Annotated in this window: 19 protein-coding genes; 1 reads left to right on the top strand and 18 read right to left on the bottom strand. The window is 60.5% G+C overall.

The window, feature by feature from the left end:
• The 11 genes from ABSE61_RS26095 to ABSE61_RS26045 all read right to left on the bottom strand — a co-directional run bounded on the left by ABSE61_RS26095 (position 1) and on the right by ABSE61_RS26045 (position 14,558).
• Positions 1–1,083, bottom strand: coding sequence for a maleylacetate reductase (locus ABSE61_RS26095; RefSeq protein WP_423874031.1), 1,083 nt, complete (start codon positions 1,081–1,083; stop codon positions 1–3).
• Positions 1,080–2,762 carry an AMP-binding protein gene (locus tag ABSE61_RS26090; protein ID WP_423874030.1) on the bottom strand — a complete coding sequence of 561 codons (1,683 nt, stop codon included), beginning with the start codon at positions 2,760–2,762 and terminating at the stop codon, positions 1,080–1,082. The genes ABSE61_RS26095 and ABSE61_RS26090 overlap by 4 nt, the downstream gene beginning before the upstream one ends.
• Positions 2,763–2,829: 67 nt before the next feature.
• Positions 2,830–3,618 (bottom strand): enoyl-CoA hydratase/isomerase family protein, encoded by a 789-nt coding sequence (locus ABSE61_RS26085; RefSeq protein WP_423874029.1) that lies wholly within the window; start codon positions 3,616–3,618, stop codon positions 2,830–2,832.
• 25 nt (positions 3,619–3,643) lie between these two features.
• Entirely contained in the window at positions 3,644–5,389 is a 1,746-nt protein-coding gene (locus tag ABSE61_RS26080; protein ID WP_423874028.1) for a CocE/NonD family hydrolase, read from the bottom strand.
• Between the two features lie 265 nt (positions 5,390–5,654).
• On the bottom strand, positions 5,655–7,886 hold the full coding sequence (locus ABSE61_RS26075) for a xanthine dehydrogenase family protein molybdopterin-binding subunit (RefSeq protein ID WP_423874027.1): 2,232 nt from the start codon (positions 7,884–7,886) through the stop codon (positions 5,655–5,657).
• Positions 7,883–8,347, bottom strand: coding sequence for a (2Fe-2S)-binding protein (locus tag ABSE61_RS26070; protein ID WP_423874026.1), 465 nt, complete (start codon positions 8,345–8,347; stop codon positions 7,883–7,885). Before ABSE61_RS26070 ends, ABSE61_RS26075 begins: the two co-directional genes overlap by 4 nt.
• A gap of 187 nt (positions 8,348–8,534) precedes the next feature.
• Positions 8,535–9,443, bottom strand: a complete 909-nt coding sequence (locus ABSE61_RS26065) for a hydroxymethylglutaryl-CoA lyase (protein WP_423874025.1) — start codon at positions 9,441–9,443, stop codon at positions 8,535–8,537.
• A gap of 6 nt (positions 9,444–9,449) precedes the next feature.
• Positions 9,450–11,456, bottom strand: coding sequence for an acetyl/propionyl/methylcrotonyl-CoA carboxylase subunit alpha (locus ABSE61_RS26060; protein WP_423874024.1), 2,007 nt, complete (start codon positions 11,454–11,456; stop codon positions 9,450–9,452).
• A 2-nt stretch (positions 11,457–11,458) separates the two neighbouring features.
• Entirely contained in the window at positions 11,459–13,063 is a 1,605-nt protein-coding gene (locus tag ABSE61_RS26055) for a carboxyl transferase domain-containing protein (RefSeq protein ID WP_423874023.1), read from the bottom strand.
• A 28-nt stretch (positions 13,064–13,091) separates the two neighbouring features.
• Positions 13,092–13,511, bottom strand: a complete 420-nt coding sequence (locus tag ABSE61_RS26050) for a DoxX family protein (protein ID WP_423874022.1) — start codon at positions 13,509–13,511, stop codon at positions 13,092–13,094.
• A gap of 84 nt (positions 13,512–13,595) precedes the next feature.
• Complete coding sequence (locus tag ABSE61_RS26045) at positions 13,596–14,558, bottom strand: LysR family transcriptional regulator (RefSeq protein WP_423874021.1); 963 nt, start codon at positions 14,556–14,558, stop codon at positions 13,596–13,598.
• Positions 14,559–15,512: 954 nt separating this feature from the next.
• On the opposite strand from ABSE61_RS26045, the gene ABSE61_RS26040 reads away from it, so the two are divergent.
• A complete protein-coding gene (locus ABSE61_RS26040) occupies positions 15,513–16,772 on the top strand; it encodes an NAD(P)/FAD-dependent oxidoreductase (protein WP_423874099.1) in 1,260 nt (419 codons plus the stop codon).
• A gap of 76 nt (positions 16,773–16,848) precedes the next feature.
• Here the strand turns inward: ABSE61_RS26040 and ABSE61_RS26035 are convergent, their stop codons facing one another.
• From ABSE61_RS26035 to ABSE61_RS26005, 7 genes are all read right to left on the bottom strand, one after another.
• Complete coding sequence (locus ABSE61_RS26035) at positions 16,849–18,618, bottom strand: adenylate/guanylate cyclase domain-containing protein (RefSeq protein WP_423874020.1); 1,770 nt, start codon at positions 18,616–18,618, stop codon at positions 16,849–16,851.
• A 209-nt stretch (positions 18,619–18,827) separates the two neighbouring features.
• Positions 18,828–20,054, bottom strand: coding sequence for a CaiB/BaiF CoA transferase family protein (locus ABSE61_RS26030; protein ID WP_423874019.1), 1,227 nt, complete (start codon positions 20,052–20,054; stop codon positions 18,828–18,830).
• A gap of 36 nt (positions 20,055–20,090) precedes the next feature.
• The gene (locus ABSE61_RS26025; protein ID WP_423874018.1) at positions 20,091–20,942 is read right to left on the bottom strand and encodes an enoyl-CoA hydratase-related protein; all 852 of its coding nucleotides are present in this window, start codon (positions 20,940–20,942) and stop codon (positions 20,091–20,093) included.
• A 52-nt stretch (positions 20,943–20,994) separates the two neighbouring features.
• On the bottom strand, positions 20,995–22,215 hold the full coding sequence (locus ABSE61_RS26020; RefSeq protein ID WP_423874017.1) for an acyl-CoA dehydrogenase family protein: 1,221 nt from the start codon (positions 22,213–22,215) through the stop codon (positions 20,995–20,997).
• Between the two features lie 80 nt (positions 22,216–22,295).
• On the bottom strand, positions 22,296–23,234 hold the full coding sequence (locus ABSE61_RS26015) for a 3-hydroxyacyl-CoA dehydrogenase NAD-binding domain-containing protein (RefSeq protein ID WP_423874016.1): 939 nt from the start codon (positions 23,232–23,234) through the stop codon (positions 22,296–22,298).
• A gap of 34 nt (positions 23,235–23,268) precedes the next feature.
• Positions 23,269–24,183 (bottom strand): 3-hydroxyacyl-CoA dehydrogenase, encoded by a 915-nt coding sequence (locus ABSE61_RS26010; protein ID WP_423874015.1) that lies wholly within the window; start codon positions 24,181–24,183, stop codon positions 23,269–23,271.
• 241 nt (positions 24,184–24,424) lie between these two features.
• On the bottom strand, positions 24,425–25,069 hold the full coding sequence (locus ABSE61_RS26005) for a Rossmann-fold NAD(P)-binding domain-containing protein (RefSeq protein WP_423874014.1): 645 nt from the start codon (positions 25,067–25,069) through the stop codon (positions 24,425–24,427).
• Positions 25,070–25,344: the final 275 nt, after the last annotated feature.

Raw genomic sequence — 25,344 nt, 5'->3', positions numbered from 1 at the left:
TCAGACGGGCCGGCGTCCGTTAAAGGCATCGTCCAGGAGCTTGCGGATCGCGTGCCGTTCGACGGCGCGCGGATTCCAATAAGGCGATTGGACCGCGGCGTCCGCCGCCGCATCGAGATCGCCGGACGACATGCCGAGTTCTCGGAGAGATGTGGGAGCCCCGTTGGCCGCAGCGAGATCGAACAAGGCTTGCGCGGCAGCGTCGGCGCCAAGCGCACGGGCCGCACGGTAGATGGCGACCGGCGCAGCGGCCGCGTTGTACGCGACCGCGTGCGGCAGGATCACCGTATGGGTCTCGGCATGAGGAAGACCAAAGGTTCCGCCCAAAACGTGGCATAGCTTGTGATGCAGCGACATCCCGACCGTGCCGAGGCACGCTCCGCAAAGCCAGGCGCCGAACAAAGCATTGGCGCGCGCATTGCGGTCGGCCGGATTCGAAACGATCAGCGGCAGCGCAAGCCCCAGCGCCGCAATGCCTTGTTCGGCAAGGCTGGAGGTGACGGGGTTCGCATCTTTGGCGTAAAGCGCTTCCACGGCGTGCGCGATGGCATTTATTCCAGATACCAAGGAGATCGCCGGCGGAAGACCACACGTAAGCTCCACATCATAGATGATGACTTCCGGCAGCACCTTCATCGAGCGAACCGTGGACTTTTGCCCATCGCGGGTCTCGCCGAGCACCGGCGTTGCCTCCGAACCCGCATAAGTGGTCGGCAACACAATCTGCGGGAGGTCCGTCCTCAGCGCCAGAGCTTTCGCAAGGCCCGTTGTCGAGCCGCCGCCTAGTCCCACGATACAATCGGCATCGCACGCCTTCAACTTCGCCAGCACGCGCTCGGTCACGTCCGCCGGCGTATGCATTACGGCATCGGTCGAGAGATGGACCCCGGCTTCGCCCAGGACTTCCATAACGCGCGCCGCGGCGCCTGTAGCATGGTGCGGATCGGATACGACGAACGCCCGCTTACGCCCGATCGAGGCGAGTTCGTCGCCGACTTTCGCAAGCGTGCCAAATCCGAACACGACGCGCCCCGGCAACGCCGTGTACTGAAAGGCTCCCAAGTCGTTTTGGGCGAAGCTCACGCGCCGACTTTCGGCGCACGCGCCAATTCGTCGATCATCGATTCGCGCATCGCGAATTTCTGAATCTTGCCGGTCACCGTCGTTGGAAAGCTTTCCACAAAGCGGATGTAACGCGGAACCTTGTAATGCGCGATCCGATTCTGACAGAAGGTGCGGACATTTTCCTCGTCGATCCCAGCGCCACCCTTGGCGATAATCCAGGCGCAGAGCTCTTCGCCGTACTTCGTGTCAGGCACGCCGAAGACCTGGACATCCTGGATTTCCGGGTGCTGGTACAGATACTCTTCGACCTCACGGGGGTAGATGTTCTCGCCACCCCGGATCACCATGTCCTTGATTCTGCCGACAATCCGGCAATAGCCGTCTTCATCGATGGTCGCTAGGTCGCCGGTGTGCATCCAACCCGCAAAGTCGATCGCCTCCTTGGTCCGCGCGTCGTCGTTCCAATAGCCGAGCATCACGGAATATCCACGCGTGCATAGCTCCCCCGCCTCTCCCCGCGGCACCATCCGACCCTCTCGGTCGACGATCTTGACCTCGAGATGCGGTTGGATCCGCCCCACCGTGGAGACGCGGAGTTCCAGTGGATCGTCGCGGCTGCTCTGAAAGCTGACGGGGCTGGTCTCGGTCATGCCGTAGGCGATGGTGATCTCGCCCATATGCATGGTCGACGCCACCTCTTTCATCACTTCGATCGGACACGGCGCACCGGCCATGATTCCTCGGCGAAGCGACCGCAAGTCGAACTGTGAAAAATCCGGATGGTTCAACTGGGCAATGAACATTGTCGGCACGCCGTAGAGCACATCGCAACGCTCGGCTTCGATCGTCTGCAGGGTCTTGAGAGGATCGAAGGACTCGGACGGATAGACCATGGTCGCAGCATGGGTGACGCAACCGAGATTACCCATCACCATTCCGAAGCAGTGGTAGAGCGGCACGGGAATACAGACGCGCGAGCCTGCTTCGATCCCGGTCGCTTCACCGACGAAGAACGCATTGTTGATCAAGTTGTGGTGCGACAGGGTCGCGCCTTTAGGCAAGCCCGTGGTGCCGCTGGTGAATTGGATGTTGACGGCATCATCCATCTGTACGGCTGCCGCCACCGATTCCAGGCGTTTGCCATCCGCCTGCCTGCCACTCTGCAATATCGCGTCGAAGGCCAAACAGCCGTCATGATTTCCTGAAATCGAGATGACGTGTCGCAGCTGCGGCAGGCGCTTGCTGTGCAGTTCGTCGCTTGCGCCTGCCAGTTCGGGGACCAACTCGCGGATCATCGCGATATAGTCGCTGGACTTGAAGCGGGTAGCGGTGATCAACGCGCGACACCCCACTGCCCGCAAGACGTGTTCCAGTTCGCTCAAGCGATAGGCTGGATTGATGTTGACCAGTATCAGCCCGGCCTTCGCCGTCGCAAACTGCGCAATCGTCCACTCGGCGCAGTTCGGCGACCAAATCCCGACGCGATCGCCAGGCTGGAGGCCGAGCGCCAGAAGGCCCGACGCGAATGTATCGGAGCGTGATTTGAGCTCGGCGTAGGTCCAACGGACGTTCTGATGCGCGACCACCAGCGCCTCACGAGAGCCATCGGTTACGCTCACCTCGTCGAGAAGAGCGCCGATGGTCTTTCCGATCAAAGGCCGCCCACTATTGCCATGCACGTAGCTCTCGCGCGGCACGAGACCCTCCCGTCGAAACAGCAAATCCTGAACACTTGACGTCGCTTGGCGACGCCGGGCTATCTGCTCATTTTCCTTCGAAGACCATCGTCGGCGGCTCGATGTCCTTGTTGAAGGCATCTGCTGTGCTGACAAAGCCGCGCTGGGCATCTGCGCCGTTGTAGAGCTCCATCGCGACATCGAGCATCACAAGGTCAGCGGCAGCGACGCCTCCGCTCGACCATGCCTTAAGCAACGTGCGGGTTGCGGCGTACGACCGGGTGGGCCCGGCGGCGAGCTGCTTGACCAACGCGGTGGCGGTCGCCGACAGTTCCTTCTCGGGCACAGCATGGGTCGCGATGCCAAGAACGCCGGCCTCGTGCCCGGAGATCGGCTCACCCAGCATGGCAAATCGTGACGCCCGCGCACGGCCCGCACGTTCGGCGATCCGTTGCAGGGCGCCGGCGATCGGAAGCATCGCCGTGGTCACTTCGACGCAGCGAAGGATTGAATTATCCGCCGTAACCAGGAAATCGCACGCCAAGGCGAGTTCGAAGCCGCCGCCGAAGGCAATGCCCTGCACCACCGCCACCGTCGGAATCTTCAGCATCTCTATGGCGCGATAGGATACGTTCACCTCGGCGACGAAGGTACGGAACCAGTTGACGTCCTTGCCAGGCCATTCGCGGACCTCGCCGCCGAAACTGAAGTGCGGCCCTTCCGCACGGATGACCAGGACGCGAATGTCGCTTTCGCTGGCCTGGTGCACCGCGACCCGCAAAGCTTCGGTGAACTTCAGGTCCAGACGGTTGAAGGGCGGATTGGCAAGTACGATATTTCCAACGGCGCCATCGCGTTCGAATCGGATCGTCGACATTGTCACTTTCCTTTCGTTGATCGAATCAGGCTGCGCGCCGATCGTTGCGTTCAGGGATGATCGGCAACAGAAGATGAGAGGGCCGCTCCGCGTCCCGGTAGATCTTGTGGGTCACGGTCTTGCTGCTACAAATGTGATACGGAATGTATTCAACGTTCGTCATGGCGCCGGTGCCGGTCGGAACGTCCATCGAGGTGATGTCGAGGCAGATACGGTGCCCTGCCTTGAACTGGTTGGCGGTCGCAAGAATCTGGATCTGGTACTCGACGACCTCTCCCGGCTTCACCGGAGCGATCGCGTCGCGTGTCAGCTTGTGGAATGGAGCCCACGGTTTCGAGCGCTTTTCATCGAGCGACCGATACGACGCCTTGAGCCAACCACGCGTCAATTCGCGCTCCGGTAACGAGGCCGGAACATCGCGCTCTCCTTCGCGCGCAGTACGGACCGAGACGTCAGGCCCAACGTCCTTGAGCACGATGATCCAGTTGGTGTCGTCCTGGTCGATCGAGGCGTAAAGCGTCAAGGTGATCGGGCCAGCGACGGTTACGTCATGCGGCAAAGGATCGGTCATATAGCGCAGGCGCTCGACCTTGGTCGTGCGCGTCAACGGCATCTGCGTGAACGCGTCCGGCTCGCGCACGGCAGCGCCAAGCTCGCCCGCAGGCCGCGGGGGTTCCGTCGATAAGCCGTCCCAATGGGAGAGATAATATTTCGTCCACTGGGTCTCAGGGAGCGGCCAATCGGCCCCGGTCCGCCATTCGTTGGCGCCCATCAGCCAGTAACGTACCGGCGGCTCTTTCATCATGCCGGTGTCTTTGCCCTTCAGCCAGTGGTCGTACCAGCGGATGATCTCGTCGTGGTACTGATGGAACGGACGCTCGAGGTGAGCCGGGCCGGTGAAGAGCAACTTCTTCGGAGCGTCGACGTTTTGGAAATAATTCTGCGCACCAAGCCAATGGAGCTTGTAGGTGTAAGCGTAAGCTCCTGAACCTGTATAGAATGGGATTTTTATCTTCTTGAAGACCTGCTCCGAGCGCTCGACGGTGCCGTCAAACTCCCAGGGGTGCGTCATCATCAAATACATGATGAAGGTACGCTGCCCCTTCTGGGTCAGGATGTTGTAGAGGTTGATGTACTGCTTGTAGTCCGGGTTCTGCATCGCCCGGCGCCAAAGCTCTTCCTCGGCAGCGGGAAGCTCCGCAGGCCGGTCTCGTGATTCGTGCACCGTGCTGAAGACGTCGAGCAAATAAGGAAAGGCGTGGACGACGCCGCCGGGATTGAAGTCGCGGAAGCCGAACATTCCGCCATATGCGCTGCACGCATCATAAGGAAAGATCGCCTTCAGCGCCGGGTGCCCCTGAGCGGCGGCACGCCACTGCTCGCCCGCATAGCCGGAGATGCCGACCATCCCGACCTTGCCGTTGGACCATGGCTGCTGAGTGATCCATTCGATCGTGTCGTAGTGGTCGGTATCCTCGTGGCCGTAATGCCCTTCCGATTTGGCGGAGCCACGCGGCTGCGTGATCACGTGGACATAGCCGTTGGCTGTGAAACGGCGCGTATCGCCCGCTTCGATGGGCCCGAACCAGAGCGGAGCGTGGGCGGGTTGCGGCGGCAAGATGTCCGCGATGTCGGGTCCCTGGATATCCTTGTTGTGCAGGGCCGATGCATACAGCACAGGATATTTGCCTGGCGCATCCGGACGGTAGACATCGACGGCAAGCCGTGTCCCATCCCTCATGACGACGCTGATGTCCCGTTCCTCGATCATGGTTCCACCCGGTCGGTTCGCGACGCTTTCGGTCGGCGTTGTGTCGAGAGGGGATCAAGCATCCCGTCCCACAGACACGACGATGCCATTTAACTTTACGTTCGTAAAGTATAATAAGCGATTTTTTCGGGCTGCCTGCGGAACGGCCCGTTCCACAAACAGGACAATCGGCTACCGGCCGCGGCGATATGCGGTGTCCCCGCCTGGCAAACGCACAACTCCCCCGCCGGCCGGCGTTGAGCCCCTAGAAAGCAGTCACAGCGATTTAGGAGAGCGAGGCTTTCACGCGTTCTGCGGTCATCGGCAGCGCGCGCAATCGGCGCCCCGTTGCATTCGCGAATGCATTGGCGAGCGCTGCCGATGCCGGAGGAAGAGAACCTTCGCCGGCCCCGAGTGGGGGATCGCTACGATCCATCAGGCTAATTTCGATTCGCGGGATATCAGGAAAGGTCAGGATTGGATAAGCGGACCAATCCCGGCTCGTGATCTCGCTTCGGTCGAACGCTACCTGCTCGTTCAAGGTCAGGCTGACGGCCTGAACGATACCGCCCTCGAGCTGGTTTCTGGCGCCATCCGGATTGACGACGAGCCCGAGATCTGCCGCCATCACGACGCGGGGCACCCTGATAAGGCCGGTCTTGCGATCCACGTCGACATCAACAACCGCAGCGGCGTACATGCCGATGCTCTTGTAGCGGCAAAAAGCCAGCCCGCGCCCTGACCGCCCATCACCATGCTTTCCTGGAATCCAACCCGCCTTATCTGCGACCGCTTCAAGAACGGCGCGGGCGCGGGGATCCTTCAGGTGAGCGAGGCGGAACGCCAAGGGATCGGTATCAGCGGCAGCGGCGAGCTCGTCCATAAAGCATTCGATCGCGAATATGTTGCCGTGCGAACCGAGCGTGCGGAACGAGCCATTTCGTAGCGGCGCATCGAGCAGCAAATGATTGCGGATCTGCTTGCGTGGCAATTCATAGTACGGAACCGCATTGCGATCGCCGTCGCCAAACGGTTGCGGAATATGCGGTGGCGGAGATTTACTAAACGGGACGCTCAACCCCCAGCTGGCGAGAAGGTTGACGCCACCTGGTTGTCCGGGCCGCATCGCGTGGCTATTGCTCCAAAGATCGTAAGACCAATCGACAATCTTGCCATCGGAAGCGAGCGCCGCCTCGAGTTTCATCGCCATTCCCGGACCAAACGGCGACCACGCGAATTCATCATCCCGCATCCATTGAAGCTTGACCGGCACGCCGGGGACGGCCCGGGCCACCAAAGCCGCATCCAGGGCAGCGTCGTCGGCGCCGTTATGGCCATAACATCCGGCGCCGGCGACATGGATGACCTCAACCTGATCGTTATTCAGGGCCAAAACCGTGGCGAGATTACCCCGCAATGGGAACGCGCCTTGCGTGTGAGACCAAACCGTCATGCGGCCATCTTTGAGCCAGGCCGCTGCGCAAGAAGGACCGATCGATGCGTGCGACAAATAAGAGCGCGTATATTCACTGCTTACGCGTTTAACCTGGTCCGGCACGGGCTCAGACTGACCGGCTGTGCTCACAATGATGGTCTCGGCACGCAGCTTCTTCAGCTCGGTGTGCAGATCGGCTATATCGGGCAGCAGCACCGTATCGTCGCTCCATCGCGCGGTCGATAAGAGGGCAGTGCGCGCGGCGATCGCTTGCTCTTCGCGCTTGGCCGCAACCGCAAGGAAATTGCCGTCGCGAACGACTGCGATCACGCCCGGCAGCGAGCGAACCCCAGCCTCGTCATACGCGACGAGATTGGCGCCATAGCGTGGCGGACGCACGACGCGCGCAAAGACCATGCCGGGCAGCCTCATATCCTGCAGGTAGGAAGGCGCTCCGGTCAACTTTCCCGGCAAATCGATCCGGTTGATCGATTTGCCGACGATCGAATAGTTGCCCGGCTTCTTGGGCGCAGCTGTCGCTATGACTTCACCCTTCAGCAGTTCCGGATCAGCGTTGGCAATTTCCCAGAGGGTCGCGCGCTTGCCTGCTTGCGGCGAAGCAATGACGCCAAGCTCGATCTGAAGATCTTCCACCCGTGTGCCAAACTGTCGCGCCGCCGCCGCAAGCAGACCAGCGCGCGCCTGCGCACCCGCCGCGCGTATCGCGCTTCCGCTCTGCTCGATCGACTGACTGCCAAAGGTATACTGCTCGTCAGGTCCGCGGGATGTATCGGCGGAAACCATTCGGACCTTGTCGAGGCCGACGTCGAGTTCTTCCGCTGCGATCTGCGCCAAAGCCGTGAGAACGCCTTGGCCAAGTTCGGCCTTGCCCGTGAAAACGGTTACCGTTTCATCCGCTTCCAAGCGAATCCAGCCCTCCAGCCGTCGGTTATTTCGCAGACTAAACGGAAGATTCGGCGGCGGAGCCTGACCCAGCACGGCAGGCGGGAAACTGAAAGACGCCACGACGATCGCCAATGAGTGCGTGAATTTCCTGCGCGAGAGGTTGGTGGCGTTCGTCATCGAGTGCGTTCCCCGGCGACACGACGAACGGCACGCACCACCCGATTGTGGACGCCACAGCGGCAAAGCTGGTCAGCCAAGGCGCTTTTGATTTCGTCTTCACTCGGCTGGGGGTTACGGTCCAGCAAAGCTTTTGCGGCCATAATCATGCCGTTCGAGCAGTACCCGCATTGTGCGGCTTGCTCATCCATGAACGCCTTCTGCAAAGGATGCGGTTTCTCGACACTGCCTAATCCCTCGAGTGTTGTAACCTTGTCGCGACCGACATCGCCCAGGGCGATCGAGCAAGTTCTCGTCAATCGGCCGCCGACGATGGCGGCGCAGGCACCGCATTGGCCGAGACCACAACCGAACTTGGGTCCATTTAACCCAAGATCATTACGCAGAACGTAGAGCAAAGGCGTTTCAGGTGCAGCGTCCACCAAGTGCAGTTCGCCATTCACCGCAATTCGATGTGACATGCCTGATCCATAAGGCGAAAAAAACGATCGCGCGGGCCCTGGCGCCAGTCCGCAGAGTAAGCCTTATTCGCAAGGCGGCTAGAGCATGAAATTAGGACAATGTGTTTCACTGTCAGAACGCGTGAAGATATCGTCCGCCATTCGATAGCACTTGAACCGGCCGCAATCGTCGCACTGAGCGAACCACTCAAATTGCTTTCTTCTTCTTCGCATTCAGCGCAGCCGCAACCCGGCTCGCCGGCAGCCGCCCGATCAGCTTGCTGATCTCGTTGGTGGCGTCGACGAGCTTGGCCATATCGACGCCGGTCGTGATGCCCATGCCTTCCAGCATGTAGACGACGTCCTCGGTCGCGACGTTGCCGGTGGCGCCCGGCGCATAGGGACAGCCGCCGAGACCGCCGGCAGCTGAATCGATCACGCGCGCGCCCTCCTCCATCCCGGTATAGAGATTGGCAAGCGCCTGGCCGTAGGTGTCGTGAAAGTGCATCGCGAGATTTGCCATCGGCACGTGGCCGGCCACGGCGCGCAGCAGTTCACGCGCCTTCTTCGGCGTCCCGACGCCAATGGTGTCGCCGAGCGAGACCTCATAGCAGCCGAGATCCCAGAGCACTTTTGCGACGTCGATCACCGCCTGCGGCTTGATCTCCCCGTCATAGGGACAGCCAAGAACGCAGGAAATATAGCCGCGCACCTTGATGCCATCGGACTTCGCGCGTGCAACGACGGGCTTGAAGCGCTCGATCGATTCGGCAACCGAACAGGTGATATTGGCGCGCGAAAAGCCCTCCGAGGCCGAAGCGAACACCGCGATGACCTTGGCGCCGGCGAGGCGTGCCGCCTCATAGCCCTTCTCGTTGGGCACCAGCACATGGAATTCGCCATCGGTGCGCGAACTGAAGCGGCGCAGCACCTCGTCCGAGCCGACCATCTGCGGAATCGCCTTCGGCGAGACGAAGGCGCCGATCTCGACTGTGTGAAGTCCCGCCGCAAGCAGCGCCTCAATGAACGTGCCCCGCTCTTCCACGCTGACCGGCGTCTTCTCGTTCTGAAGCCCGTCGCGCGGGCCGACTTCGACAATGCGCACTCGATCGCTCATGGCCGCTCACCCGTCCGCCGGTTCGATCTCGGCGAGTTCGACGCCCTCGCCGACGATATCGCCGACCTTGCATTTGATCGCCTTCAGGACGCCGGCAAACGGCGCGCGCAGCGTCTGCTCCATCTTCATGACTTCCAACGTCAGGATCGGTGCGCCCTTCTCCAGCTTGGTGCCGACTTCCGCCAGCAGTGCCACAACCGTTCCCGGCAACGGCGCGACGATCCGGTCCTCGCCGACCTGCTCCTCGTCGTCGCCGCCAAACGGGTCGACCCAATGCAGGTCAAACCGGCCGTTGCGCGTTCGAACATAGAGTTCGTGGCCTTCCATGATCGCCACCACATGGGATTTGATCCCATCGAGCGTGAGATCGATCCCCTGGGCAACGCCGGGCACCGCAGCAAAGCCGATCTCGCGACCGCCCAGCACGAGCGTCGCGGGCCCCTTGCCGTAGTGCAAACCGATCCTTTGCTCGCTTCCCTGACCTTGCCGGAACGTAAACACCCGCTGACGCCGGCCAACCGGCATCCAGCCCGCTGTTCCCCAGGGAGATTTTGCAACGTCGGTGTCCGCCTCGGCTTCGCTTTGAAGAATAGCGGCAACGGCGGCCGCAAATTCGAGAGCGCCCGGCGGTTTCGGGGCGGCGGTGAGATGATCGAGTTCACGTTCGATAAAGCCGGTATCGATCGCGTTGGCGCGCACCGCCGGATGGCCGACCAACGCCGCCAGGAAAGGGATATTGGTCACTACGCCGCGCACGTCGGATTCCGAAAGCGCATGTGTCAGCCGGTCGATCGCATTATCGCGTGTCGGCGCCCAGGCGATCACCTTCGCCAGCATCGCGTCATAATGCGGCGAGACCGTATCGCCTGCGCGATAGCCGGCGTCGATCCGCAAGCCGGCCGCCTGTTCGGGAACGTTCCAGCTCCGTATCTTGCCGACCGACGGCATGAAATTCTTGCCTGGATTTTCCGCATAAACCCGGGCTTCGATGGCGTGGCCCCGAAGCGTGATCTGGTCCTGCGTCATCGGCAGCTTTTCACCCGCGGCGATCAGCAACTGCCATTCGACCAGGTCCACGCCCGTAATCAGTTCGGTGACGGGATGTTCGACTTGCAGCCGGGTGTTCATTTCGATGAAGAACACGTCCTTGCCGTCAGAGACGAACTCGATCGTACCGGCACCGACATAACCGACAGCGCCAGCCGCCTTGCGCGCTGCCGCGCAGACCGCATCGCGTTGGGCGGCATTCAAGGTCGGCGACGGCGCTTCCTCGATCACCTTCTGGTGCCGGCGTTGTAGCGTACATTCACGCTCGAACAGCGACAGCAGATGGCCGTGGCTGTCGCCAATCACCTGCACCTCGATATGGCGCGGGTTCTGGACCAGTTTTTCGATCAGGACGCGGTCGTCGCCGAAGGCCGCCTTGGCCTCCCGCTTGGCGCTTTCGATCGAAGCCAGGAGCTCATCGGCCTTGCGCACGATGCGCATGCCGCGCCCGCCACCGCCGGCGGACGCCTTTACCAGAACCGGGAAGCCGATTTTCGCCGACGCCTTGGCGAGCGTCGCATCGTCCTGCGCCTCGCCGTGATAGCCGGGCACCAGCGGCACGCCTGCCTTTTCCATCAGAAGCTTCGAGCCAGACTTGGAGCCCATCGCCCTCATCATCGCGCCCGTCGGGCCGACAAAGACAATGCCGGCTTTCGCGCAGGCGTCCGCGAACTCAGCGTTCTCCGACAGGAAGCCGTAGCCGGGATGGATGGCTTCCGCTCCGCTTCGGCGGGCCGCCTCGATCACCCGTTCGATGTTGAGATAGCTGTCGCGCGCCCGCGACGGCCCCAGCAGCACCGCTTCGTCCGCCACCGCAATATGGAGCGCATCACGGTCGGCTTCCGAATAGACGGCGACAGTGCGCAGGCCCATCGCGCGTGCCGTGCGGATCACGCGCACTGCGATCTCGCCGCGATTGGCGATCAGAAGCGTATGAAATCGCCGGTAGAGCTTCGACCGATCCATCGTCACATCCTGAACAGGCCGAACTTTGTCGGCTCGATGGGCGCGTTGGTAGCGGCCGAAAGACCGAGCCCCAGCACGAGCCTCGTATCGGCGGGATCGATCACGCCGTCGTCCCAGAGCCGCGCGGTCGCGTAGTAGGGACTGCCCTGCTTCTCATACTGCGCGCGGATCGGCGCCTGGAATTTCGCTTCTTCTTCCGCCGACCAGCTCTCGCCCTTGGCTTCGATATTGTCGCGCCGGACCTGGCTCAACACCATGGACGCCTGCTCCCCGCCCATCACCGAGATGCGCGCATTGGGCCACATCCAGAGGAAGCGCGGACTATAGGCGCGACCGCACATGCCGTAATTGCCCGCGCCATAGGAGCCGCCAATGACAATGGTAAATTTCGGAACGCTGGCGGTGGCAACCGCCGTCACCAGCTTGGCGCCGTCGCGCGCGATGCCGCCAGCCTCGTATTTCTTGCCGACCATGAATCCTGTGATGTTCTGCAGGAACACCAGCGGAATGTTTCGCTGGCAACACAGTTCGATGAAGTGCGCGCCCTTCAGCGAACTCTCACTGAACAGGATGCCGTTGTTGGCGATGATGCCGACCGGATAACCCCAGATATGCGCAAAGCCGCAGACCAGCGTCTGGCCATAGAGCTTCTTGAACTCGTCGAATTCCGAACCATCGACCAGCCTGGCAATGATATCTCGCACATCGAATGGCTTGCGACCATCGGCGGAGACGACGCCGTAAATTTCCTCCGCCGCAAATAGCGGCTCGCGGGCCTCACGCATGTTGAGTTGTGCTCTGACAGGCGGCTTCAACGTGGCCACGATCCGCCGCGCAATCCCGATCGCATGTGAATCGTTTTGCGCGTAGTGATCGGTCACACCCGATTGGCGCGAGTGCACGTCCGCGCCGCCGAGTTCTTCCGCTGTGACCACCTCTCCGGTGGCGGCCTTTACGAGCGGCGGGCCGCCCAGGAAAATCGTGCCTTGGTTGCGCACGATGATGCTCTCGTCCGACATCGCCGGAACATAGGCGCCACCGGCCGTGCACGAACCCATCACGATCGCGATCTGGGGAATGCCGAGCGACGACATCTGCGCCTGATTATAGAAGATGCGGCCGAAATGCCGCTCATCGGGAAAGATCTCGTCCTGCTGGGGCAGAAACGCGCCGCCGGAATCGACCATATAGACGCAGGGAAGATTGTTCTGCCGGGCGACATCCTGCGCCCGCAGATGCTTCTTCACGGTCATCGGGTAGTAGGTGCCGCCTTTGATGGTGGCATCGTTGGCGACGACAACACATTCCCGTCCCGAAATCCGCCCGACGCCCGTGACGATGCTCGCCGAATGCACGTCACCGCCGTAGAGATCATTGGCCGCGAGCGGCGATAGCTCGAGAAAGGCAGTACCGGGATCAATCAGCAGATCAACGCGGTCGCGCGCCAGCATCTTGCCCCGAGCCGTGTGACGCTTCCGTGAAGTTTCACCGCCGCCACCGGCCACCTGGGTGAGCTTGCTTCGGAGTTCGGCGACCAGCGTTCGCATCGCTTCCGCATTGCGAGCAAAGTCGGATGAAGAAACATCGAGGCGCGATTGAACGTTCATTTTACCAAATACCTAGGCAACAACTCTGTCAGCGAGCGGGGTCCGCCAAAAGTCCCCGATCCCCGCGAAGCCAGCGATCGAGACTCAACGCTCCGCCACCGAACGCCGCGATCTGAAGTAAGCCGCCCGCGATCATCACATTCTTGAGAAAATGGATCATCTGATTCTGGTCGGCGAAATTATGGTGAAACGATATCGCTGCGACAATGGAGAACACGGCGAGCGCGAGCGCCATAACGCGCGCTTGATAACCCACGACCAGCAGGAGGCCGCCTCCCAATTCAATCGCAACGGCCACTACATAGGCGAGCGGCGGCAGCGGTAAACCAACTGCGGCAATCGCCTCCGTGGTTTTTCCGTAAGTGACAAGTTTAGCGAAGCCGCTCACGGCGAACGGAAGGCCGATCATCAGACGGCCCAGGATGGGAAGATAACGGGTAGCATCCATAATGGTTGATCCTTTGTTCACAATCGATCAGTGCCGGACAGCCGACGCCGTGAGGTTCGTTATGTCATCATTCCATCGGCCTGATTAGCTGGCAGATTGAAGACGCATCGATCTATCCCGTGAACGATCATCCGGCACTACGCACTGCGGCACCGCTGACGCCCTTAAGGCCGCGGCCGCGAAATCGATGACCGCGCGAACGCCCGGCAACATGCCCGGTCGCGGTGCGAAGATGAGATGGAGAATTCCATCGGCGGCACTCCACTCGGGCAGCACACGGACGAGTGCACCGCTTGCGAGCGCGTCCTGGCAATATCGAACTGGAAGGAGAGCGATCCCCGTACCTTGACGCGCGGCTGCCATCAAGATTTCAAAACTCCCGCTGGCAAGACGAGGTTCAATCGACACGCTGCTCGTTTCACCGGTTTCTGTCGTTAGCTGCCAAGTGCTGTCGTTTTGCTCTTCCTGTTGCAGGAGAGGGAAATTAGCCAGATCCGCCGGCACTCTTGGGCTGCCAATCGTCGCCAAGAGCTTCGGACTGGCAACGAGAACGCGCTGGCTGAAACCAATGCGTTTCATTTGCAAATCCGCATCAGTATCAAGGCGTTCCCGAACACGGATAGCAACATCTATTCTCTCGTGAATAAGATCGACCCGGCGATTGGTTGCGATGCATTGAACCCGCAATTGGGGATGTGCGGCAAGGAAGCCTGGCAAATGCTCAGCGATCGAAGTCACCAATCCCAGCGGGCAACTCAACCGAACCAGTCCGCGAGGCTCAGTTTGCATCCGCAATGCGATTTCCTCCGCGGCCTCTGCTTCAACGACGGCAGCGCGGGCACGCTCAAAGACCTGCCGCCCGACCTGCGTCAGCCCCAAACCCCGCGTCGTGCGATCAAGCAGCCGAACGCCGAGTCGCTTTTCAAGCAGGGCGACACGCCGGCTAACGCGCGATTTGGGAATGCCGAGCGCCCGCGCCGCGGCCGAAAACCCACTGTGGGCCACCACTGCAGCAAAGAAATGAAGGTCGTTGAAATCGTGCAGCATCTAGGTCGTCTCCTCACACGCCCTGGACAAACATCTTTTAATTTTTACGATTGTATAGTATAAGGAGGTAGCTTATGGCAATCCCCATCAGTCCATCAGAAGGCTGTTTCTGCTTCCGCCGCCTGGACCGCTTGGGTGTTTCGGAGCGGACGCGAATGCAAACGCCAGTCAGCTGGAGACGGCCTCGTTTGCATCGCAGGGCGCGGACCCGCCAACACGCAAATAAATGCGAAACGGTGCAAGCTTGACGACTGCTAGACGGTTGGTCGCAAGTTCGCCTGCGCCCAAAAGAGACATCGCAGAAAGACAGGCGCCGCGTAGACGAATGCACACTATCAGAGATTACGGAAGCTCGGAGGGCGAGCGAATTTGGACGGCTCGGAGCGAGGCCAAGTCCGACGAGCGCGGTAGAGATCGCAAGCATCATCACACGTGGCTTTGTCAGGGCGACAAAGTCCGACAAGCCCCAATGAGAGGCCGGCAAGCGAACGGATCGAGGACGTAATGCCAGCCGTGCTCGTCCTCCACCAAGCCCGCCAGCAATGGATTTGACGTTCATCCCGCTGCTCCGCGTTCTGGACAGACCCGGCTGCCGTATTCAGTTCGCACAGCCCTTCGCCTCAGGATGCGTCTCGATTTTTTCCCTCTATTAAACGCCGCCGCTGAATTAGGACCAATCTTGCTCTTTTCGGAAGGGTTCGTCGGCTTTGACGAAAAACCTGGCAGCGAGGATACCTTTCGGGGGCGACGCCGCCGCTGTCGTGCACTCGATGCACTTCCTCACTTGAAGGTGCGATCGTTCAACGGACGGCAGCGCTGTTCAAGAATCGGCCTAAGGCCTCGCTGTAACCGATATGATCGGCCGGTTCTTGAGACTGCCGGGCCGCAATCACCGAAGCGCTCACAGAAAGAAAGCTGCCAGCGACGATGATCCAGATACCAGACAAAAAGCGCGTGTTGATCGTCGGCGGCGGCTTTGCCGGCATTGCCGTGGCGCAGGCGCTAAGGCGAAGCGACGTCGAAATCACGCTCATCGATCGGCGCAATCACCATATTTTTCAGCCGCTTCTGTACCAGGTCGCCACCGCTGTCTTGTCGCCGGCCGAGATAGCGGCGCCAATCCGTCAACTGGAGGCGAAACAGAAGAACCTCCGAGTGCTGCTGGCTGAGGTCAACGCTATCGATACGGGGAAACGCGCTGTCGAGCTGATTTGTCCTGGACTGCGTTGTCAGACATTCGAATATGATTTCCTCGTTGTCGCCGCCGGAATGATCCCGAGCTATTTCGGTCATGATGAGTATGCGTCCTTTGCGCCCGGCCTCAAAAGTCTTACCGACGCCGAAGCGATTCGGACCAAGATCCTGAGTGCATTCGAACTGGCGGAATCAACCGACAACGAGCAGGAGCGTGCCCGCCAGCTGACCTTCATTTTGGTCGGCGCCGGTCCGAGCGGTGTCGAGCTCGCCGCTTCAATCGCCCATCTGACTTCGGTCACCCTTCGCAAGAACTTCCACAGAATCGATCCCGCCAAAAGCCGGATCGTGCTGCTGGACGGAGGAACTCGCATTCTTCCGACCTTTGCGGAATCATTATCGCGAAAGGCGACCAAACGGCTGACCAAGTTGGGGATTGAAGTCTTGACCGGCGTGAAGGTCGAGAGGGTCGACGACCAGGGCGTCATTGCAGGCGGAGAACGAATTCCGAGCGCCACCGTGCTGTGGACGGCGGGCGTCGCCGCTTCGCCCGTCGTAAAGATGCTTGGCACGAAAATGGACCGGGCGGGACGAGCGCTTGTTGGCCCCTTCATGGATATTCCGGATGCAGCCAATGCCTTCGTCGTGGGGGATGCCAGCGCCACAACGCAGGAAGGACGGCCTGTGCCGGGCGTTGCGCAAGCAGCGATCCAGCAGGGACGCTTTGTAGGCCGTTTGATCGCAAATCGCATTCGTGGTCGCGAAGACGCCCGTCCGTTCCGATACCGCAGCAGAGGCAATATGGCCGTTGTGGGCAAAAACTTTGCCATCATCGAGGCTGGCTCCATCCGCATGAGCGGCTTCTTAACCTGGCTCGTCTGGGCGATTCTGCACGTCATGGCACTGCCGCAGCTTCAAAACCGGTTCCGAGTTCAGACTCAATGGTTCTGGTCATATCTGAGCGGGCAACGCAGCTCGCGATTGATCACCGAGCCGCCTCGGTCAATGGAGCCCCGGTAAACATTCCTTGGTGCAGAACGACGGCGTCGCGACCTTCATCAGCCCCGCCGAACAAGCCGATTGTGTCTGGGAACGCTCATTCGGGAATTCCGGCCAGACGTAATCCGTGGGCGGCCTTCTCCAACATCCAATCATGTTTAGACGACGAAATGCCGCGGTACTGTTTCAAAGAGAATGACGGCGACAGTACCCGTATATGACCGGCCGCCGCCCTCGCCTCCTCGATATGACCGATATAAGCCGAAGAAACCGTCAAATGAATCCAACCGAATATCCAATTTGGCATATTGTTGGTCGTAAGCCGGGCATACTCGACGGCCTGCTCGTACTCTTCCTTGTGATTATGGACAAACGCCAGTCCGCAATACGCATATCCCAGAAGAGGATCGATCGGGTTCAATCGTACGGAACGCTTGAAATGCTCGACGGCAAGGTCGAAGTCGGCCGTCCATGCGTACACCCAGCCACTTCGTATCAGAACGTCGAACGAATTGGGGTTGGAATGTCGCGCCTTTCCTATCGCAGCCAACGCAATGTCGTGTTCTCCGGCGAGCCAGGCAATGGCATGCGCGGCAAACGCGATTGTCTTGGGCTCGTCACTGCCGGATACGAGGGCCTCGCGAGCAAGACGCGTCGCTTCTTCCCGGTCCCCTGGAGCATCCCAGCCCTGACCTATCCTTAAACAATGGATGTAGGCAGCGAATGCCTTGACCCACGCGTAGGAGGCGTCAAGTCGAGCCGCATCGTCCAACAATGAGAGCGCCTTGTCGATATCGGCGCGTGTATGCGAATAATGAGCCGCGAGTGCTCTGAGGCAAAGATCATAGGCGTCGAGGTTGGAAGTCGATTTCACTTGCGCGCGGCTGATTTCGGCCCGCGTAATGGAGGGCTCAATCGCACCCACTACTCTGGTTGTCACTTCGTCCTGCAGATCGAACACATCTGCCAAGGCGCCATCGATTTTATCGGCCCAGAGATGCGCACCTGTGGTCGCGTCGATGAGCTGGCCCGTGATGCGCATCCGACCGCCGGCCTTGCGCACACTCCCCTCGAGCACATAACGAACACCTAGTTCGCGGCCGACTTGCTTGATGTCAACCGCCCTGCCTTTGTAAGTGAAGCTCGAATTGCGCGCGATTACAAATAGTGACTTGAAGCACGACAGCGCAGTGATGATGTCTTCGACCATGCCGTCGGCAAAATATTCCTGTTCCGGATCACCGCTCATGTTGGAAAACGGCAGCACGGCGACGGAGGGCCTGTCGGGAAGCGAAAGGAGTTTCTTTGGTTCAATTGACGTCCGGACGCCAGCGGCTGTCGAAATCATGGCGGCACTTACGGAATAGATCCTCACAGGCCGATCGATATTTTTCAGCGAGCGCTCACCACGATCGTCAAACGCAAAGGTTGTTTTACCGCGCACCTGGCGATAAGCGTCGTCGGATATCCATACACCTCCCGGCTCGCATTCATTTTCGACCCGCGCTGCGATATTGACGCCGTCGCCGAAGATATCACCATTTTCGACTATGATATCGCCGACGTTGATTCCGATACGAAATGAGATTTGCTGCGCCCCATCCTTGCGATCCGCCATCAGACCTTGCACAACCATTGCGCAGGTAACCGCATCGACTGCGCTGGCGAATTCGACCAATATTCCGTCTCCAGTTGTCTTAACGATCCGACCGTTATGGGCGGCGATGGCTGGATCCACCAGGTCGCGCAAAACGTTTTTCAGGGCGGCAAGCGTTCCAACTTCATCGGATCCCATCAGGCGCGAATAGCCCGCGACATCGGCGGCCACTACCGCCGCCAATCGACGTTCCACACGCTCAGTGCTCATTTGACGCCCTGGTTTGCTCCAGATTCGATTTCGCGACAGTCACCCGCCGAGCGGCGAACGAACTTCGAACCATCGCCTGAAGTCCCGCAGAAAAGCATTCGGCGACACAGCGTGTCGCGCCGCCTTCTCAAAGCAGATTTTCCTGAATTATCTCCACGCTTGCCGCCCGGCCAAAGCCGCAGTCTGAAGTGACTTTGCCGTCCCGGCCGCTACGCGGCGTGCTCCTTTATCTTCGGGATAGTCCCGCTCGCACGCAAACCATCGATTTCGGTCGCGCTAAACCCAAGCTGGCGGAGAACCTCTTCGTTGTGTTCTCCGATATTCGGCGCCCGCTTCGCGGGCACCTTCGCGACGCCATAGACCTGAAGCGGGCTGGAGATGGTGGACGTCAGTTTGCCGCCGGCACCAGCGAGCGGAACGATGATGTCGTTCGCCCGGAGCTGAGGATCGTTGATAACCTCTTCTGGTCCACGCACAGCTCCGAACGTCACGTGAACTCCGTTGAATATCTTGTACCAATGGTCCATCGATTCGGCCGAGAAGATCTCGTCGAGGATCGTCGAGAGCTCAGCCATATTGGCCGTCAGTTTGGCAGGATCGGAGAATCGTGGATCGGTCAACAGATCGGTACGGCCGATCGCCTTGGCGACGGCTGCAACCTTGTCGGGCGTGATGAGAAGAACGAACCAAGTGTCGTCCTTGGTGCGATAGACGTTCATGGCCGCGTTCGCAGGGTGCTTGCGATCGTGCAGCCCGAAGAATTTCGCCTCGCACAGCGCCGCCTGGATCGAAACGCTGGCAGACCACACGCCTTCGGCGAGAAGCGAGGTCGTGACATGGGCCCCCTCCCCCGTGCGCTCGCGGCGATAGAGCGCCGTGACGATCGCCGAATAGAGCCCGACAGCGGTGGCATTGTCACCGCTGCCGGCCACCGGCCAGGTCGGCGGCGCACCGGCGTCACGTGTCATCGACAGCAACCCGCTGCGTGCCCAATACGAGGTGATGTCGAAGCCGGGTAAATCCGCATCGGGTCCCTTTTCGCCGAAACCCGTGATGTCGGCGTAGATCAACCGCGGATTCCACTGCACCACATCTTCATATTCGAGCTTCAGTCGCGCACGCGCCGGATGCGGCGTGTTGACGATCAGAACATCGGCCCATTTGACGAGCTTTTCGAGAACCTGATGGGCGCCCGGCGACTTCAGATCAAGCGCGATACCCCGCTTGTTGCGATTGGCGAGGTGCCAGGGATAAGGATCCTCCGCGACCGGCTGCGGCGGAAGATTGTGCGCGTGCCGCCACAGTTCGCCGCTCGGCGGCTCGACCTTGATGACGTCAGCTCCGAAGTCCGACATGATCACCGCGGCACTGGGGCCGGCGATGAAGCTCGCCAGATCGACCACTTTCAATCCGGAGAAAATATTATCGCTTGCCATGACTGTCCTTTCCAAATTGCTGTGCGTGGCGGCGGCTCACCGGCCGCGGAACTGCGGCGCACGCTTCTCGAGGAAAGCGGAGGTGCCTTCCCTCTTATCTTCGGTGGCGGCGCAAATGCCGAAATAGGAGGCCTCCATGACGAGGCCTTCGCTTTGGCTGGAGTCCAGCCCCCTGTTGGCGGCCTCCAGCGAGAACTTGACGGCGATCGGCGCGTTGGCCGCGATCTGGTTCAGGATCGTCTCGGCACGCTCAATCAGGTTGGCCGCCGGAACGACCTCGTTGACGAGACCGATGCGATAGGCCTCCTGCGCGGAGATCGTTTCACCCGTGAGAATCAGCTGTAACGCACGACCCTTTCCCACCAGACGCGGTAAACGTTGTGTTCCGCCGCCACCCGGCAACAGACCCAGCTTGACTTCGGGTTGCCCAAATCTGGCGTGCTCCGCGGCGATCCTCATGGTGCAAGCCATGGCCGTCTCGCAGCCGCCGCCGAGCGCAAAGCCGTTGACCGCCGCGATCACCGGCTTGCCGAGATTTTCGATGTGGTCCAGCACCTTCTGTCCGAACCGACTGGATTCCTCCGCGCCGTAGGCATCGACACGCGCAAGTTCACTGATATCCGCGCCGGCGATGAAGGCCTTATCGCCCGCGCCGGTCAGGATCACGCCGCGCACGGACGCGTCGGCCTTCGCCTGCTCGAACGCGGCCTTCAGATCGGTCCAGGTCGGCGTGTTGAGTGCGTTGAGCACCTTGGGCCGATTGACCGTCACGTAGGCGATCGGCCCCTTTGTCTCGTATTGGACGTTCGCGAGCGACAATGGCACCCTGGATGAGGAGTCGGGGACCGGCGCCGGCGAAAGTGTGAACGGTGCAGCTTGCGAAACCATGATCATGTCTCCTGGAGAAGGACCGGAGCCGGCGCCTGAGCGCCGGTAGATGTCACAAGAAGGCGCCGTGACCGGTGATGGCCTTGCCCACGATCAGATTCTGCATCTGATAGGTGCCCTCGTAGGAGTACAGCGCCTCGGCATCGGCGAAGAACCGCGCGACGTTGTAGTCGGCGACGATGCCGTTGCCGCCCAGGATCTCGCGTCCCCATGAGACCGTCTCGCGCGATTTCGCCGTGCAGAACGCCTTCGCCAGCGCCGCCTGATGGTCGCCAAGCTTGCCTTCGTCATCGAGCTGCGCCAGACGCAGCATCAGGCACTGGCACGCGGTCAGATTGCCGAGCATCTTGGCAAGCAGATCCTGAATCATCTGGAACGAAGCGATCGGTTTGCCGAATTGCAGCCGTTCCTGGGCATATTTGACGGTTGCTTCGAATGCGCCCATCTGGATGCCGGTCGACGCCCAACCCACCATGTATCGCGTCATCCGCAAGACGCGCGCGGTGTCGCGGAACGAATTGCCGCCCTGCAGGCGGTTAGCTTCGGACACCCGCACGTCCTTCATCGTGATCTGGCCGTTCTGGACCACCTTGAGCGCGATCTTGTGCTCGATCTTCTCGACGCTGAATCCAGACGTCGACTTGTTCTCGACGATGAAGCCCTTGACCTGGTTGTCCCCGAGATCGCGCGCCCAGATGATGGACAGGTCACACCACGTCGCGTTACCGATCCAGCGCTTCTGGCCGTTGAGAATCCAGGTATCGCCTTCACGCTTGGCGGTCGTGGTCAGACCGCCGCTCGTTCCCGAGCCGACCAGCGGCTCAGTCAGGCCGAAACAACCGATCTTCTCGAAACGCGCCATTTGCGGCAGCCATTTCTGTTTCTGCTCCTCGGAGCCATCGAGATAGATCGAGCCCATCGCCAGGCCGCTGTGTACGCCGAAGAACGTACAGAACGACGCGTCGGTACGCGCCAACTCCATTGCGACGAAGCCGAACAGCTTCTGCGTACCACCCGCGCAGCCATAGCCCTCATAACCGAGCCCGCCGATGCCGAGCTCCTTGAAGGAAGGCAGCAGCTCAAACGGAAATGCGTCATCGGACCAGTATTTGTTAATGATCGGCTGGACTCTGGTCTCCATGTAGGTCCGCACCTTCTTGACGACCGCCTTTTCGTCGGACGTGAGAAGCTCGACTAGCTGATAGAAGTCGCCGTCCGGTAACGGTACGGGCTTCGGCGCGGTGACCTTGGTTGCTGCTGATGCGGTGGACATTGCGGACTCCCAATGCTGCGACCCGTAAGCCGGAGTAAATTGCACGACGCATGATTGATCTTGCCGGCGGCGGCTCGCTCCTAGGCTGCCGTCGATTTCTGTTCGCTCGCCTTCGTAGCCTTGTGGCGCAGCTCAATCAGGCCGAGCAGAACTTCGTCGCGTTCCGCGGCGAGGTCCTCGATCGAGCGGGATCCGGCCTCGGCATGAACGCCGTCGATGAGCAACTTTTGCACTTCCGGAGTGAGCACCGGCGAACCCAGGGTCTTCCACCAGGCCGTCATCGGGCCGCTGAATTGCTGAAAGAAGTGCTCGATGCCGCCCGGACCGCCGCCGAGATGGTTGAGCATCAGGTTGCCCATGATGCCCCAGCGCAGTCCCGGGCCCCAGCACAGGGCGGTGTCGACATCGGCAACGCTCGCCACGCCCTCGGAGACAAGATAGTAGACTTCGCGCGCCAATGCGGCCTGCAGCCGGTTGGCAACATGCCCCGGCATTTCCTTGTTGAGGCGCACCGTCCGTTGTCCGATCGACGTGTAGAATTCCGCCGCGCGCTCGATCGTCGCTTCGGAGGTCGTTGCTCCGCCCACGATCTCGACCAGCGGGATCAGGTGGGGCGGATTGAACGGGTGGGCGATGACGCAGCGCTCCGGATGGGCCTTAGCGCCCTTCTGGATTTCGCTCATGGTGAGCCCTGACGAACTCGACGCGATGATCACGTCCGGCGCCAACAGTTCGTCCAGCTGTCCATAGAGCTTCTGCTTGAACTCGATCCGCTCGGGCCCGTTCTCCTGGACGAGATCGACGCCGTCGACCGCTTGCACGAGGGCGGCCGTGAACTTCAGGTTCGACTGCGACGCGCCGGGCGAGAGGCCCAATCGCTTGAGCGCCGGCCAGGCCGCCTCGACGAAACTCCTCAGTGCGGCTTCGGCATTCGGCGCGACGTCGGTTGCTACGACCTGTAACCCCTTGGCGAGAAACAGCGAGGTCCAGCTTGCGCCGATGACGCCTGTGCCAATCATGGCTATTCGGCGAATACGCCTGTTTTGCAACATATCACTTCTCCTGCGGGATTTCGGCGTATGCGATGCCGGTCAAGTTGCCCTGTGCGTAGAGGAAATTCCGCTCCTCCGATCCGTCGAGCCGCGCCGTATAGATCGAGCCGGCGAAGTCGGTCACGAACATGCGGTCATTGGAAACATCGAGAGCGATACCGATCCCCTCCATGAGATGGCTCACCAGGATTTCCGGCTCATGGGAGCCATTATCGATCGAGGTGCGGTTCACCGTGTTACCGCGCGGCGGGTCGCCACGGTCGGTCCAGTAGAGGATGCGCTTATTCAGGTCGAGTTCGAGGTCAATCGGCTCGGGCAAGCCGTCGACGAATACCTCGATATCGGACCTGTTCGCAGCGGTCTGGCCGGCGGGAATTTCAACGTTGGCGCGGAAGATGCGGCCGAGGCCTCCGTTGTCCGGGCCCTTTTGGCTCCAGTAGATCTTCTGGAATTTTGGGTCGATCGCGAGCCCCACGCACCATCGCCTCTGATCCCGGCTATCGGCATCGCCCTTCCCCGACTCGACTAGCGTCTCTATCTGGGAGCCGTCGAGATTGGAGCGCATCACGCGCATGCCCTCGCGATCGCACCAATAGAGCTTGCCAGCTCTCTTTTCGAGGATGATCTGCTTCGGCGTGTGGGTTTTTCCCTGTGCGACGATTGCCTTGCGGTTCTTTCCGTCGAAGTCGGCACGTTCAATTGAACCGTCGTTCAGGTTGGGAATGCCCATATTGCTCCAGTAGATATGACCGGCATCGACATCGACGACGATGCCGTCCGGAAGATGGCAGCCAGTGACGATCGTTCTGCGATCGGAGCCATCCGTATTCATGACGTGAATATTTCCGGCATTCAGTTCGAGGACGAAAAGCCGGGAAATTGCTGTTGTCGCGACAGCTTTATGGGACGATTTCATGGCGCCACACCTAGTTTGAATAGTCGCTCGATCGAAGCTCGGTGTCCGACAATGACTGCGGATACTCGTTGTTTTCTTGAACGAGATCGTCACCCATAGAAGGCTTCTGCTGTTTTTCGGCTCGCACGCCAGCCAATGGCGATGGCATTGCGCATGCGGCCGATCACTGCGTCCGACACTTATGGAACGCAGTTGCAGGCAGATGGTACGGCAGCATGATCGTTTTGCAGGGGCTAAGCGGCTATCCGTGAGACTTCGTGTGAGCGGCACCCGCGGCGACCATGACTCGGATGTCAGGATTCTCGAAAATCGGTCCGCTGCGTTCCCCGGTCCCATGCAGGGCGGCATCCACCATGGCACGCGCCAAATCGTCGGCCGGGATCACCAGGTTGGGGAACAGGACGCGAAACGCGGGATAGATCGCCCGCAATAAACGGTAGCTGAAATTCGGTTCCTTCCGCGGCTGCACCGGATAGATGTAGCCGGGCCGGAAGATGTATACGTGCGCGAATCCCGTCGCGAGCAACGCGTTCTCGGCCTCTCCCTTGTATCGCGCAAAGGCCAGCCTGCTTCGCTGTGTTGGGTCTGCGCCGTTACCGCTCAAGAAGGAAAACACGGCGGCCGGGCTCGCGGTGTGGAGAACCCGGGAAAAATCAACTGTGTAGTCCACGGTCACCTTGTAGAACTCGGCGTCCGGCACCGCTCCCGTGTAGGTCCCGAGACAAAAGATTGCTCCATCCTGTCCGGAAAGCACCTCCTCGAGCGTTTCGCAGTCCGAGAAGTCCTGATGCAGGACTTCCCTGAGTTTGGGATGGATGGTTCCCAGTCTCCTGCGCCCGATCGACGTCACGGCTGCGACATCCGGATTGTCCAGCGCGTAGCGCAAGGCGTATCCACCGACCATCCCCGTCGCTCCGACGATGACGAGACGTTTCTGGTCCTGCCGCGGAGCGTTCATGACAGTGGGCTCGACGGAAGGGCGCCTTCAACAGAAGCTCCCCAGATGTCGTTTCTCGCGTTCATGACCATTCTGCCTCTCCCCGATAACGGGCTCGCTCGACGCCTTCGTCGAAGTCCAACCCACATCCACGTGGCGAACTGAGAACCCGCACGTCGACGCATGGCCGACTTCGAACCTGTCTTTCCCAAATTCGCATTCGC

The sequence above is a fragment of the Bradyrhizobium sp. genome (assembly GCF_049519115.1).
Taxonomy (GTDB): Bacteria; Pseudomonadota; Alphaproteobacteria; order Rhizobiales; family Xanthobacteraceae; genus Bradyrhizobium.
Note: the sequence above shows the minus strand (reverse complement) of the source record. Positions and strands in the feature narration are given on the sequence as shown.

Coding starts and splice junctions, on each gene's coding strand:
- ABSE61_RS26050 (WP_423874022.1), bottom strand. CDS start 13,511: ATGGATGCTACCCGTTATCTTCCCATCCTGGGCCGTCTGATGATCGGC.
- ABSE61_RS26055 (WP_423874023.1), bottom strand. CDS start 13,063: ATGAACGTTCAATCGCGCCTCGATGTTTCTTCATCCGACTTTGCTCGC.
- ABSE61_RS26065 (WP_423874025.1), bottom strand. CDS start 9,443: ATGAGCGATCGAGTGCGCATTGTCGAAGTCGGCCCGCGCGACGGGCTT.
- ABSE61_RS26080 (WP_423874028.1), bottom strand. CDS start 5,389: ATGATCGAGGAACGGGACATCAGCGTCGTCATGAGGGATGGGACACGG.
- ABSE61_RS26060 (WP_423874024.1), bottom strand. CDS start 11,456: ATGGATCGGTCGAAGCTCTACCGGCGATTTCATACGCTTCTGATCGCC.
- ABSE61_RS26010 (WP_423874015.1), bottom strand. CDS start 24,183: ATGAAATCGTCCCATAAAGCTGTCGCGACAACAGCAATTTCCCGGCTT.
- ABSE61_RS26070 (WP_423874026.1), bottom strand. CDS start 8,347: ATGTCACATCGAATTGCGGTGAATGGCGAACTGCACTTGGTGGACGCT.
- ABSE61_RS26025 (WP_423874018.1), bottom strand. CDS start 20,942: ATGGTTTCGCAAGCTGCACCGTTCACACTTTCGCCGGCGCCGGTCCCC.
- ABSE61_RS26030 (WP_423874019.1), bottom strand. CDS start 20,054: ATGGCAAGCGATAATATTTTCTCCGGATTGAAAGTGGTCGATCTGGCG.
- ABSE61_RS26020 (WP_423874017.1), bottom strand. CDS start 22,215: ATGTCCACCGCATCAGCAGCAACCAAGGTCACCGCGCCGAAGCCCGTA.
- ABSE61_RS26045 (WP_423874021.1), bottom strand. CDS start 14,558: ATGCTGCACGATTTCAACGACCTTCATTTCTTTGCTGCAGTGGTGGCC.
- ABSE61_RS26015 (WP_423874016.1), bottom strand. CDS start 23,234: ATGATTGGCACAGGCGTCATCGGCGCAAGCTGGACCTCGCTGTTTCTC.
- ABSE61_RS26085 (WP_423874029.1), bottom strand. CDS start 3,618: ATGTCGACGATCCGATTCGAACGCGATGGCGCCGTTGGAAATATCGTA.
- ABSE61_RS26035 (WP_423874020.1), bottom strand. CDS start 18,618: ATGAGCACTGAGCGTGTGGAACGTCGATTGGCGGCGGTAGTGGCCGCC.
- ABSE61_RS26075 (WP_423874027.1), bottom strand. CDS start 7,886: ATGACGAACGCCACCAACCTCTCGCGCAGGAAATTCACGCACTCATTG.